Annotated in this window: 14 protein-coding genes; 10 read left to right on the top strand and 4 right to left on the bottom strand. The window is 45.8% G+C overall.

Translation table 11 applies throughout. The features are described 5' to 3' along the window. The first annotated feature begins 65 nt into the window (after positions 1-65). The 5 genes from QZ375_RS12100 to QZ375_RS12080 all read left to right on the top strand — a co-directional run bounded on the left by QZ375_RS12100 (position 66) and on the right by QZ375_RS12080 (position 3,850). The gene (locus QZ375_RS12100) at positions 66-746 is read left to right on the top strand and encodes a nitroreductase family protein (RefSeq protein ID WP_295219514.1); all 681 of its coding nucleotides are present in this window, start codon (positions 66-68) and stop codon (positions 744-746) included. A gap of 136 nt (positions 747-882) precedes the next feature. Beyond that, a complete protein-coding gene (locus QZ375_RS12095) occupies positions 883-1,257 on the top strand; it encodes a MerR family transcriptional regulator (protein ID WP_295219513.1) in 375 nt (124 codons plus the stop codon). Between the two features lie 30 nt (positions 1,258-1,287). Next, a complete protein-coding gene (locus QZ375_RS12090; RefSeq protein WP_295219512.1) occupies positions 1,288-2,454 on the top strand; it encodes an iron-containing alcohol dehydrogenase in 1,167 nt (388 codons plus the stop codon). A 15-nt stretch (positions 2,455-2,469) separates the two neighbouring features. Further along, positions 2,470-3,087, top strand: coding sequence for a flavodoxin family protein (locus QZ375_RS12085; RefSeq protein ID WP_295219511.1), 618 nt, complete (start codon positions 2,470-2,472; stop codon positions 3,085-3,087). A 16-nt stretch (positions 3,088-3,103) separates the two neighbouring features. Then, positions 3,104-3,850, top strand: a complete 747-nt coding sequence (locus tag QZ375_RS12080) for a carboxymuconolactone decarboxylase family protein (RefSeq protein ID WP_295219510.1) — start codon at positions 3,104-3,106, stop codon at positions 3,848-3,850. 355 nt (positions 3,851-4,205) lie between these two features. Here QZ375_RS12080 and QZ375_RS12075 read toward each other — a convergent pair whose 3' ends face one another. Further along, a complete protein-coding gene (locus tag QZ375_RS12075; protein WP_295219509.1) occupies positions 4,206-4,607 on the bottom strand; it encodes a hypothetical protein in 402 nt (133 codons plus the stop codon). 331 nt (positions 4,608-4,938) lie between these two features. On the opposite strand from QZ375_RS12075, the gene QZ375_RS12070 reads away from it, so the two are divergent. Genes QZ375_RS12070 through QZ375_RS12055 form a run of 4 tightly spaced genes read left to right on the top strand, consistent with a single transcriptional unit; the run spans position 4,939 to position 8,440 of the window. Beyond that, positions 4,939-6,192, top strand: coding sequence for an SGNH/GDSL hydrolase family protein (locus tag QZ375_RS12070; RefSeq protein ID WP_295219508.1), 1,254 nt, complete (start codon positions 4,939-4,941; stop codon positions 6,190-6,192). 19 nt (positions 6,193-6,211) lie between these two features. Then, a complete protein-coding gene (locus tag QZ375_RS12065; protein ID WP_295219507.1) occupies positions 6,212-7,492 on the top strand; it encodes a GDSL-type esterase/lipase family protein in 1,281 nt (426 codons plus the stop codon). Then, positions 7,492-8,151, top strand: a complete 660-nt coding sequence (locus tag QZ375_RS12060; RefSeq protein WP_295219506.1) for an HAD family phosphatase — start codon at positions 7,492-7,494, stop codon at positions 8,149-8,151. The genes QZ375_RS12065 and QZ375_RS12060 overlap by 1 nt, the downstream gene beginning before the upstream one ends. A 16-nt stretch (positions 8,152-8,167) precedes the next feature. Beyond that, the gene (locus QZ375_RS12055; protein ID WP_295219505.1) at positions 8,168-8,440 is read left to right on the top strand and encodes a hypothetical protein; all 273 of its coding nucleotides are present in this window, start codon (positions 8,168-8,170) and stop codon (positions 8,438-8,440) included. 66 nt (positions 8,441-8,506) lie between these two features. Here the strand turns inward: QZ375_RS12055 and QZ375_RS12050 are convergent, their stop codons facing one another. The 3 genes from QZ375_RS12050 to sigG all read right to left on the bottom strand — a co-directional run bounded on the left by QZ375_RS12050 (position 8,507) and on the right by sigG (position 10,873). Further along, complete coding sequence (locus tag QZ375_RS12050; protein ID WP_295219504.1) at positions 8,507-9,373, bottom strand: pyridoxamine kinase; 867 nt, start codon at positions 9,371-9,373, stop codon at positions 8,507-8,509. A gap of 8 nt (positions 9,374-9,381) precedes the next feature. Further along, entirely contained in the window at positions 9,382-9,759 is a 378-nt protein-coding gene (locus QZ375_RS12045; RefSeq protein WP_295219503.1) for a metal-dependent transcriptional regulator, read from the bottom strand. A 337-nt stretch (positions 9,760-10,096) separates the two neighbouring features. Then, positions 10,097-10,873: an RNA polymerase sporulation sigma factor SigG gene (gene sigG, locus QZ375_RS12040; protein WP_295219502.1), complete on the bottom strand. Its 777-nt coding sequence runs from the start codon at positions 10,871-10,873 to the stop codon at positions 10,097-10,099. A gap of 255 nt (positions 10,874-11,128) precedes the next feature. On the opposite strand from sigG, the gene QZ375_RS12035 reads away from it, so the two are divergent. Next, entirely contained in the window at positions 11,129-12,601 is a 1,473-nt protein-coding gene (locus QZ375_RS12035) for a peptidylprolyl isomerase (RefSeq protein WP_295219501.1), read from the top strand. The last annotated feature ends 61 nt before the right edge of the window (positions 12,602-12,662 follow it).

Below are 12,662 nucleotides of genomic sequence, written 5' to 3'. Positions count from 1 at the left end.
TTTTATTATACTTCTTTTAGAACTTGGTGTAAAGATACTGAACAGGCTCTAAAGGAGTTTTTTATATGGAAATTCATGAAGCAATCGAAAAACGTCATTCGGTCAGAAGTTATCTTGATAAGTCCATTCCTGCTGATATTATTTCTCAGCTTAATCATGAGATAACAGAATGCAACAGGGAAAGCGGTCTGCATATCCAACTTGTGACGGGTGAGCCGGAAGCATTCAGCGGATTCATGGCGCATTACGGGAAATTCAGCGGTGTGAGAAATTACATTGCACTTATCGGCAGAAAGACCGCTGACCTGGACGAAAAAATTGGTTATTACGGAGAACGAATTGCAATCAAAGCACAGCAGCTCGGACTGAATACTTGCTGGGTGGCTATGACATTCAGCAAAAAGAAGAGCAGATGTATCGTGAACAAGGGCGAAAAACTTGTTTGTGTACTCTCTCTTGGCTATGGAAAAACGCAGGGCATTGCCCACAAAAGCAAACCAATGGAGCAGCTTTGTGCTGTTTCGGGAAAAATGCCTGAGTGGTTCAGAAAAGGCATGGAAAGCGTTATGCTTGCACCGACCGCCATGAATCAGCAGAAATTTTTGTTTTCTCTGAATGCAGAAAATGTGACGGTAAAGTCCACGGGCGGATTTTATTCAAAAGTGGATCTAGGAATTGTGCAGTATCATTTTGAGGTTGGGTCAGGAAGAAAGATATTTGGTACAGCATTTCACAAGAATATATAAAATATTTTCGGCACTCTGTATAAATGCAGGGTGCTGTTTTTGTCTATAACAGAGAAATGCAAAGACAGCCCTTGACTTAGAGTAAACTCCAGGGCTTATAATAAAAAGCGATGAATAATCAGTGGGAGGTGATACCATGACCATCAAGGAAGTCAGCGAGAAATTTGACATATCCCAGGACACACTACGATACTATGAGCGTGTTGGAATGATACCGCCGGTTACCCGTACCGCAAGCGGAATCCGGGATTATCAGGAGAAAGATTTAGGCTGGGTGGAGCTTGCCAAATGTATGCGCAGTGCCGGACTTCCGGTGGAGGCTATGATCGAATATGTAAAGCTGACACAGGAAGGGGATTCTACTATTCCGGCAAGATTGCAGCTTCTGACAGAGCAGAGAGAAACGCTTCTGGAACAGAGAGCGAAAATTGATGCAACGCTGGAACGACTGAATTATAAAATCGGACGATATGAAATTGCAGTCGAAACCGGTGTTCTGACATGGGAATAACTTTATAAAAAATTAACGGAGGACTTATTTATGTTAGGAAATTTTACTTACTGTAACCCCACAAGGGTTCATTTCGGAACAGATGCTTTGACACATCTGAGTGAGGAACTCACAAAATACGGCGAAACGGTACTGCTGACTTACGGAGGCGGTTCTATAAAGAAATCCGGTCTGTATGATGAGGTAGTTCAGATTCTGAAAGACTGCGGAAAGCATATTGTTGAACTGCCCGGTGTTATGCCGAATCCAACAGTAGAAAAGCTGTATGAGGGTTGTAAGCTGGCAAGAGAACATCATGTGGATCTGATCCTTGCAGTAGGCGGTGGTTCTGTGTGCGATTATGCAAAAGCACTCTCAATCTCTGTGCATTGCAAGGAGGATCCATGGGAAAAGTATTATCTGAATTTTGAAGAACCGGACTGCGAGATCATTCCCGTTGGCTGTATTCTGACAATGGTAGGTACCGGTTCTGAAATGAATGGCGGTGCGGTCATTACCAATCATGACACGAAACTGAAAATCGGTCATGTATTCGGGGAAGAAGTTTTTCCGAAATTCTCAATTTTGAATCCGGTCTATACTTTTACACTTCCCAAATATCAGATGGTCGCAGGATTTTATGATATTCTCAACCATATCACAGAACAGTATTTTTCCGGTTCTGATGACTGTACTTCCGATTATGTCATGGAAGGACTGATGAAATCTCTGATACACAGCTCCCGCATTGCTGTGAATGATCCAAAGGATTATGAAGCACGAAGCAATATTATGTGGATTGCGACCTGGGCACTAAATACCATGGTTTCCAAGGGAAAATCCACTGACTGGATGGTACATATGCTCGGACAGTCGGTAGGTGCATATACCGATGCAACTCACGGCATGACACTTTCTGCTGTTTCTATGGCATATTATCGTTACATTATGCCTTACGGTCTGTCAAAGTTCAAACGTTTTGCTATGAATGTATGGAATGTTTCACCGGACGGCAAAACAGATGAAGAAATCGCCAGTGAGGGCTTGTGTGCTATGGAATCCTGGATGAAAGAAATCGGACTTGTTATGAATATCAGCGAGCTTGGTGTTACTGAGGATATGCTGGAGGGTATTGCAGACGGTACATTCATTATGGAAGGCGGCTACAAGACGCTGAATCACAAGGAAATTGTACAAATCCTGAAAGAAAGTATGTAATCATGAGGTGAGCAAATGAAAGTACTGATGATAAACGGAAGTCCTCATGCAAAGGGCAATACCTACACGGCTCTGCATGAGATGGAAAAAATATTCTCGGAAAATGGTGTGGAAACGGAGATCCTGCACATCGGCAATCAGGCGGTAAGAGGCTGCATTGCCTGCTATTCCTGTGCCAAAAACGGCAGATGTGTCTTTGATGACATTGTCAATGAAACTGCATCGAAATTTGAAGCCTGCGACGGACTTGTGATCGGCAGCCCGGTGTATTATGCCTCTGCCAATGCAACTCTCATTGCGTTTCTCGACCGTCTGTTTTACAGCACACACTTTGATAAGACAATGAAAGTAGGCGCAAGTGTTGTGGCGGCAAGACGAGGCGGACTGTCTGCAACATTTGATGAGCTGAACAAATTCTTTACCATTACAGGTATGCCCATTGCGTCCAGCCAGTACTGGAATAGCATTCACGGCAGAGAACCTGGCGAAGCACAGCAGGACGCAGAGGGTTTGCAGACCATGCGGACGCTGGCAAGGAACATGACTTTCCTGATGAAGAGTATTGCCCTTGGAAAAGAAACTTATGGTCTGCCAGAAAAAGAGCCTTTTCAGCGGACGAATTTTGTTAAATAACAGGAGGATTTGGAACATGGTAAAACAAACAGCAGGCAGGGACAGTCTGGGAGATTTTGCACCGAAATTTGCGGAGTTGAACGATGATGTTCTGTTCGGAGAGGTATGGTCAGGAGAGGATAAGCTTTCTCTGAAAACCAGATCTGTTGTAACAATCACTGCACTTATCAGCAAGGGTATCGTGGATAATTCTCTGAAATATCATCTTTCCACAGCACGGCAGAATGGTGTCACCAAAACAGAAATGGCAGAAATTCTGACACATCTTGCATTTTATGCAGGCTGGCTCAACGCATGGGCGGCATTCCGCATGGCAAAAGAAGTCTATGCAGATGACTGTAAGCAAGCAGAACACGGCGGATTTTTCGGACAGGGTGAACCGAATACTTCATTTGCAAAGTATTTCACCGGCAATTCTTATCTGAAGCCGCTGACTGATCCCAAAGAAACCGTATTTATCGCCAATGTTACTTTTGAGCCGAAATGCCGTAACAACTGGCATATTCATCACGCTGCAAAAGGCGGCGGACAGCTGCTGATCTGCGTAGACGGTGAAGGTTGGTATCAGGAGGAGGGAAAGTCTGCACAGAGTCTGAAACCAGGTGATGTGGTGACAATTCCGGCAGAAGTAAAGCACTGGCACGGTGCAAAGGCAGATAGTTGGTTCAGTCATCTGGCAGTGGAGTGTCCTGGTGAAAACACCTTTACCGAATGGCTGGAGGCTGTGACAGATGAGCTTTATCAGAATTTAGAAAGTGAATAAACTGATAGAAAAAAGAGCTGCTGTACATAAAAATTAAAGTACAGCAACTCTACTATAATAAAAATATGCGAACTATATTTCGTACCGATGCTGTAGCTGTTGGAAATCCTGCGAAAGTTGTGAAATCGCTGCTCTTGTTTCATATTTGTTCGTGAAAAGTGTGCTGTTAGCCTAAAATAGTTGTACATTGTACGTTCTCGCACGTTTCAATTTGTATGATTCGGCGAACCAAACCGTACAAATTGAAGCGGAATAATACATAAAAAATTACTGATATGTATCATATCAGATTAGAGCGTGTTTGCATAAATATGAAATGTACGTATTTGGGATGCATATTTTATGTGAACACGCTCTAGACTTTCCATTCAATATGTGTTCTACCTGAGTATAACGTAATCTTCTGGATCAGTAGTCTTGCTACACTGATTTTATCATCAATAGACATTGCATCCCAGACTTTCATACAGTTGCTAAGTTGCTTTATTGGTGAATCTTGATCACCATGTTGTAAGTTATCAAGCTGATTCTCTAGTTCGTATTTTTTCTTATCTAATTCAGATACTCTATCATTGATATATTTCATTAAATGTTCATTTGCATCTGAGATTTTGTCTACTAGAGATGATATCTCTGATTCAACCTTACTAATTTCAACTTTATAAGATTCAACCTGAGAAATGATATCATCTTCTACCTCGGGAGAAGTGATTGATAATGTGTTTATTTTCTTCTCAATTTCAATTGAAGAAATCATTACTATCAATGAACTTCAAACATGGACAGATGAACTAAAGAATAACGATATTGATGGAATTATTCGAGACATCGACATCTATTATAAACTCGAAATGAACATGGATGCGGAAGGTGATGCAGAATAACAGCAACTCTAATAATGACTAAGCCAAAAGCGATCAACCATAAATAGTTGGTCGCTTCAGTTTTTGAAGAAAGGTGTTACTGTGAAAACATAGTGGAATCTTCTTGACAAATTGACTAGAATCATGGTAAAATAGAACTGAAAATTTGAGGACTTGTTTTATAAAATGGGACAGGTTCAAATAAATTCGAACTGGAGGTTTTTCATGAGATCTTTCAAAAAACGTATCTTGTTGCTGTTGCTTTCAGTGACCATGGCGGCTGGTTTATCTGCCTGCGGAGGAAGCAGTATGAAGACTGTTTCTGATTCTGGGTCTTCGGAGGAGACTTCTTCTCTGTCCCAAGAACCGACCTTATTTGATACCTACGTTTCTAATACAGTGGTGGCTACGGGAAGTAATACTGCTATCAAAAATGCAGAGCATATAACTTATCGTGCATGGCTTCCGGTAGAGGCAGCAGGGGAGTTTGACTATTGCTTCTATTTTTCCAACACGGTGGACTCCACCTGGGATGACGGCAGCGAAACCTATGCCGGGATGCCCGGCGGCAGCTATACCATTGAAAGTGCCAGCGTCTCAGATGGCGGCACGGAATTTGACGCCAATGTGAAACCTACAAATACAGTGACCGTCACATTTTCCGGCAGTGAAACAAGGGAAGTGGCATCGGGCGAGACCTTCTGGAGTGACCCGTTACAGCTGGATATTCCCGATGGGCACTATTTGCTCTGGGAATGGACGCTGAACGGCACGAATATTCCGGCGATCTGTATGTCCAATATGACCTATGCTTATGCTGATAAGGGTGATGACAAGGGCTTTATTTATATCAATGAAATTCCGCTGCCCCAGCTGTTCGGCTGTGACCGGGAGGTAAAGACCCGCATCGTCACTCTTGGGGATTCTGTCACCCAGGGATGCCAGACCTCAGACAATGCCTATCAGTTCTGGGCTGCTCAAACTCTGGATCAGCTGGGTACAGAGGACTACAGTCTCTGGAATCTGGGGCTTGGATATGCCCGGGCAACAGACTGCGCCCAGGGCGGTGACTGGCTGGAACGTGCAGTTGCTGGAGCAGATCTGATCACTGTGGCATTCGGCACGAATGATATTATCAGCGGACCATATGGCGGAACAGGACATGCCACCGCCGGAGAGATTGAAGAGGCTGTCTGCACCATTGCAGATACCTGCACTAGAGCTGGCGTAGAGACCATTGTCTGGAATTCGCCGCCTTTCGATCTGACACCAGAACTGGATGCTATCCGCACAGAGTATAATGCAACGGTGGAAAATCTTGCTTATGACTGCGGTGCGACTTATTTTGATGCTGCATCCCTGCTGGCTGATCCGTCAGACGCTTCGAAAACTGTTTACGGTCAGCACCCCAATGATGAAGGCAGCACCGTTCTTGCCACAGCACTTGTGGAAACCATTCGATCTCTTGAAAGAAAATAAAGAAATGAGGTACTTTACCATGAAACGACGTATTTTATCTGCATGCACCGCATTGTGTGCTATTGTGAGCTTTTCCAGTGTGGGCATATCTTCTTTCCTGTCCTCTGCGGCAGACACCGAGCCGTTGCGAATCTTGGCGATGGGAGATTCCATTACGGATGGCTATATTAATGGTGACAACGGTTACCGGAAATATCTCTGCTATCATTTACAGCAGCAGGGATTTACCAATTTCGATATGGTTGGTCCTCAAAACAGTTGGTCGGATACGGCAACCTATGATTACAACGGAACAACTATTACCTACGATCCAGCACATGCGGGCTACAGCGGTTATGCGATTCAGGCGATGAGCGGACGTTCCGGCATTATGGAAACAGTTTTTGATCAGACCTATTATGGATCTGACGGAACTACAGGTAATATGCTGGAAGTCTACGATCCGGATATGATCCTGCTGCAAATCGGCACCAATGACTTGCTGGATGCCCAGGGTGAGGATGCACCGGAACGACTGGAGGCATTGGTGGATAAAATCGCCCTTTATCTGGACGAGGACGATGTACTGTTTCTGGCATCTATTCCGGAAATTGACGTGGAAGTACGCAATGACTGGCTGGGCAATTATCAGTGGATTTATGGTATTCCCAGCTATGCTGACGATCCGGAAACCTATATTGCAACAGTAGAACGCTGCGTAGACGAGTACAATGCTGCTGTAGAATCTCTGGTGGAGAAGAAACAGTCAGAGGGTATGAATATTCGCTTTGCAGATATCAACAGCGTAGTGGATATGAAAAACGGTTTGTACGACGGTGTACATCCCAATGAGGATGGCTATGCCTGTATGGGACAGTACTGGTCAGAGCAGGTTTTGGCATATCTGAACGGTACCGAGCCTGTTACCACCACAACAGCAACGGAGGAACAGCCTACCGAAACGGTGACGGAAACCACAACGACAGAAACCACAACTACATCGGAGATAGTTACCACCGAGGAAACTGTGGACACCACAGATATCACGGAAACTGCTGATACGACAACAGAGACTTCTGAAGAAACTACAGAAACAGAGACTACTGTTGATACACAAGAACCGACCTTGCTGAAAGGGGATGTCACGCTGGATGGATCCATTAATCTAGCAGATGTGGTACAGCTTTGTCATTATCTGCTGGGACAAGATTCTCTTTCTTATGAGGCGTATCAGCGTGCAGATATGACCGAAGATGCAGTGGTCAACGGCTTCGATCTGGCTGCTCTGCGGCAATATCTGTTATTGGCAAGAGGACTTTGATGATGATCCGTGGTTTGATCTTTGATATGGATGGGGTTCTGCTGGACACGGAACGAATCTATTTTTCCTGCTGGCAGAAGAGTGCTGCAGAGCTCGGCTATACGTTAAAACCGGAGTACGCCCTTGCTGTACGCAGTTGCTGTCAACACTATGCGGAATCGTATCTGAAACGGATGCTGGGCGAAGAATTTGACTATCTGGCAGTGCGAGACCGCCGCCGGGAACTGGTCTCCCAGTATATTGCAGAGCATGGCATTACCCAGAAGCCAGGCATAGCAAAGCTGGTACAATACTGCGAAAATAACGGTATTCGGGTAGCAGTTGCCACGGCAACTTCTAAGGAACTTGCAGAAGAACGCCTTGCTATGGCAGGACTTTCTGACGTCTTTTCCGTCATTGTGGGCGGTGATCAGGTGGAGCGAGGCAAACCCGCCCCGGATATTTATCTTACGGCAGCCCAGGCGCTGGGACTGCCTGCGGAGGCGTGTGCCGCTGTGGAGGATTCTCCCAACGGTATTGCAGCTGCTTTTGCCGCCGGGTGCACTCCTATTATGGTACCGGATCTCACAGCACCGGAGGATTGTTTCCAGCCGCTGCTGTTGGGCGTTGCGGCGGATCTGGAGCAAGTGATCCCTATCTTACAGGCTGTCAGTGAATGAAAAGGAGCAGGTAATCATGCGAATCAATCCCACATCAGAAATTTTTGATATCCCTCAGTTTTCCTATTTTCAGTTCGGCAACGACTTTACCGGGAGCTATGGCACATTGAGTTATAAGATCACACCTGGGGACGAAATGACAGTCCAGATCTGGCACAGCCGTCTTTGTTCGGAACTGGCGGAGATCGAGGAAGAACATAAGTACTCCATGGATGAAGAAGGATTCCATGCCTTGCTGCGCTGGCTGGAGACACAGGTGCAGCCGGAACAGACTTCTGGTGAAGAGTAATATTGCATAAAAATAAAGCACGCCGTTCCGGACGATTCCCGGAGGGCGTGCTTTTTGTCGGTCATATTATTTCCCGATTTGCTTCGTATACTGCACTAGATTATCGATACAGGCTTCAAATTCCACACCGTACCAAGGCGCCTGATCGTGGGGCAGAGTATGCAGATCGTCTACGGTTGCCTGGATGCAGTCTACCGTAAAGCGAATGGCAATGGAAAGTGCCTCCTGTAACGAAGCACCTCGAACCAGTGCGCCGGTCAGGACGCTGGCGAAAATGTCTCCAGTGCCGTGCATCTGCTCTGGGACATGTTCCTGGAATGCGCTGTAGAACTGCCCAGTTTTACTGTCATAAGCAGAAGCACCATGGTGTTCTTCATCATAACGAACTCCAGTAATCACAGCAGTGGAGCATCCTAGTTCTGTCAAGCGGCGCAGATAGGACTGGATGTCAGCTTCTGTGTAGGTTTCAGGATAGGGGGTATCCAGCAGCAGGGATACCTCTGTAAGATTGGGGGTAATGACATCCGCTTTTCGGCAGAGTTTTCGCATTTCCAGGACAAAATCCGATGTAAATCCGGCGTACAGTTTTCCGGCATCGCCCATGACAGGATCCACTACAATAGTAGTACTGTCGCTGCGGAAGGTGTCAAAGAATTCTGCAATGATTTGTACCTGTTCCCGTGAACCGAGATAGCCCGTGTAGATTCCGTCGAAGTGCAGCTTTAAGTTATTCCAATGGGCGGCGATCTTAGGGATGTCTGCTGTCAGATCCCGGAAGGTGTACCTTGTGAATCCACCAGTATGTGTGGAGAGCACAGCAGTGGGGATAACTGCCGTTTCCACGCCCATGGCAGAGATCAGCGGCAGCGCCACTGTGGAAGAACACTTTCCGAAGCAGGAGATATCTTGAATGGTGACGATTCGTTTTAGCATGATTGTGTTTACACTCCTTTGGATGCCTTTTTTGCATGGCGTTTGATGGCTTCAAAGCTTTCAGTGCTGATGACATGTTCCATGCGGCAGGCGTCTTCTGCCGCCGTTTCGGGCGAAACGCCCAGTGCGACCAGCCAGGTGGAGAGAAGGGTATGGCGTTCGTAGATGGTTTCTGCAATGGCACGTCCGGATTCTGTCAGTGAGATCTCGTTGTTCTTACTGACAGAAATATACCCGTTTTCCCGGAGATTTTTCATGGCAACGCTGACGCTTGGCTTAGAAAAGGCGAGCTCATTTGCAATATCAATAGCATGTACGCTTCCTTGCCGGTTGTACAGGATCAGGATGGTCTCCAGATAGTCCTCGGCAGATTTTTGTATTTTCAATGTTATGTTCCTCCGTCGTATAGCGTGAGTGATGTGTGAGACAGATACCTGTTTTTTGAAGTGTTTGTCAAAACAAGTCCTTACAGCTATTATAGCATGAGACGGAAAAAATTGCAAGAATAAATTCTAGAGCGTATTCACATAAAATAAATACGCGGATTTATGTGAATACGCTCTAGTTCAGCGGGAAGATCAATGTTATGACACCGCTGCAATATTTGTTTTATGGAATTTGTGCAGCTGTAGGGGGTGAACACAGTCGCCTCCCTGCATTGGAATGTTCTCAGAAGATAAAATAAGAAAAAATTGTATGGTAATTCATCAGTTTCTGAATAGATTATTCTGCCGCATCCCGTATTTGTGCTATAGCGCTCTTTTCTAGCCTAGAGACCTGTGCTTGTGAAATGCCGATCTCTTTTGCCACTTCTGTCTGGGTCTTACCCTGAAAAAAACGCAGGTAGAGAATATTCTGCTCACGCTTTCCGAGATTCCGGATGGCATCCCGGAGGGAAAGTTCTCCCAGCCAGCTTTCCATGGTATCCCGATCCTTGATCTGATCCAGTACATACAGCGTATCGCCGCCCTCGGAATAGACTGGTTCATAGAGGGAGACCGGGTCGCTGACGCTTTCCAGTGCAATAACCACATCCTCTCGTTTGGCATCGATTTCCGCTGCAATCTCGCTGACGGTTGGCTCTCTTTGTAAGTTTGCCATTAGTCGTTCTTTTGCCTGCATTGCCTGATATGCCAGATCGCGCAGGGAACGGCTGACCTTGATCTGATTGAAATCCCGGAGATAACGCCGCAGCTCGCCGCTGATCATAGGAACGCAGTAGGTGGAGAAGCGTACTTCTTTGGACAGATCAAAGTTATTGATCGCTTTGATAAGTCCCACAACACCGATCTGGAAGAGATCGTCTATATCCTCACCACGTCCGGTAAATCTCTGGATCACGCTAAGCACCAGGCGCAGATTGCCTTTGATGAGCTTGTCCCGTGCCTCTTTGCTTCCGGTATCCCGGATCTCACGGAGCAGTGCCATTTTTTCCTCTTCCTTCAATACGGTCAGATCGGCAGTGTTCATGCCGGAGATCATGACTTTCTGAAATGCCATAATGATTCCTCCTTGTTGCCCCTTTTTTCAAATCTATCTTTCCCCGGATCAAGCAATCTTAAACCGGTCTTTGGCTGGAAATGATAGGCTGTAGTGGAATACGAGAAAGATACGGCATGTAACAGATGAATCAATACCAATCGAATTTCACAGAAAAAGTGAAAAATCTCTTGCACTTTGCCAGAAAATATGCTATACTGAAACACATGAGATTTTGACGGCATATGGTATCATCAGAGAAAGAGGATTTGAATTATGGCAAAGAAAAAGAAACCGTCTGAGAAGCAGGCATTTCTTGCAAAACAGCGAAAAGAACAGCGGCAGGCTGTTTCCAGAGCGGCAAAGAAAAAGAAACATCGGAAAAAGCTTATTATAACGACTATCTCCTGTGCAGCAGCTGCCGGACTTATTATTGGCGGTACAGTCTGGGCAGTGAAAACAAAACCGCTGCGGCATTACATCCCAGTGGAGAAAACGGAGCATTATTCTCTGAATGCAGCGGAAATTTCCTTCTATTCCTGGCAGATCTACCAGAGCTATCTGGAAAACAGCAGTGGCTCTACAGATACGTTTGATACGAACAAACCTCTGTCGGAACAGGACTATGACGAGGACACCACATGGGAGGAGTATTTTACTGATGCAGCACGGGAATATGCCCAGAATATCCTGACATTCTGCGAGGCATCCTACGCAGAGGGCTATGAAGCAGCAGAGGATATCCCGGTGATCGCAAAGTCCTGTCTGGACGAATTCAATTCCGAAACATTTCCCAAGGGCGTTACCGATGAGGATGTGGTGCATGCCATGGAATTGTATCTGATGGCGTGGGACTTTAACACTGAAAAACAGAATTCCATGACGCTGACAGATGACGAACTGAATGATTATTATGAAACAAATCCCAAAACCATGCAGGTCTGTACCTATATGAGTTTTTCTTTTGCTTTCGATGATAGTGACGAAACGGCAACTCAACGCAGCGAAGCCGATGAACTGGCGAGAGAACTCCGCCGCTGTGATACCAGGGAATCCTTTGAGTCTTGGGTGTATACTTATTATAAAGAAAACACGTCTTTGACAGAGGAAGAACTACAATCTCAGGTAAGTACTCTTTGCACTGAGGATGCGGCTTATACAGAGGGTGATGCGCTGAGTGAGTGGGCATTTTCCGGAGAAGCTAAGGCAGGGGATACCACCATTGTGACTGATGAGGAAAATAGTGCATTGACAGTTTATTTGCTGCTGTCTGAGCCAGAACGGGACGAAACTTATCCGGTGAAACTGCGGCAGATCCTCTTTACGTCGGATACTTATGAATCCACAGATGGCGCTCATAGTGCTGCGGAAAGCGCCATGAAAGAATGGGAATCCGGTGATCAGACGGAAGAACGCTTTGCAGAGTTAGCGAACCAGTATTCTGAGGATACTTCTACAGACGGCGGCTTATATACTGAGGTTACAAAGGCACAGATGCTGCCTAACTGGAAGGAATGGTGCTTTGATCCGGCACGTCAGGCAGGGGATGTGACCATCCTGGGCAGTTCCTATGGCAGTTGCCTTGTGTATTATGTAGGTGCATCGGAACAGCCCGGCTGGAAGCTGACTGCGACAGAAGCAATGTCCACAGAAAAATATAACGAACTGTGCGAGTCCTATGCAGATCAGGCAGATGTCAGCACACGGGACTGGATGATGCGGTTTGTACATGTCAATGATAAATCATAAGGAATCAAGTCCAGCTAAGAAAAGTCAATAGTTGTGGAGCAGAGTTTACAAAAAATTCGTA

It is taken from the genome of Ruminococcus sp. (assembly GCF_019417665.1).
GTDB lineage: Bacteria > Bacillota > Clostridia > Oscillospirales > Ruminococcaceae > Ruminococcus_C.
This window is presented reverse-complemented; position numbering and strand designations above follow the sequence as displayed.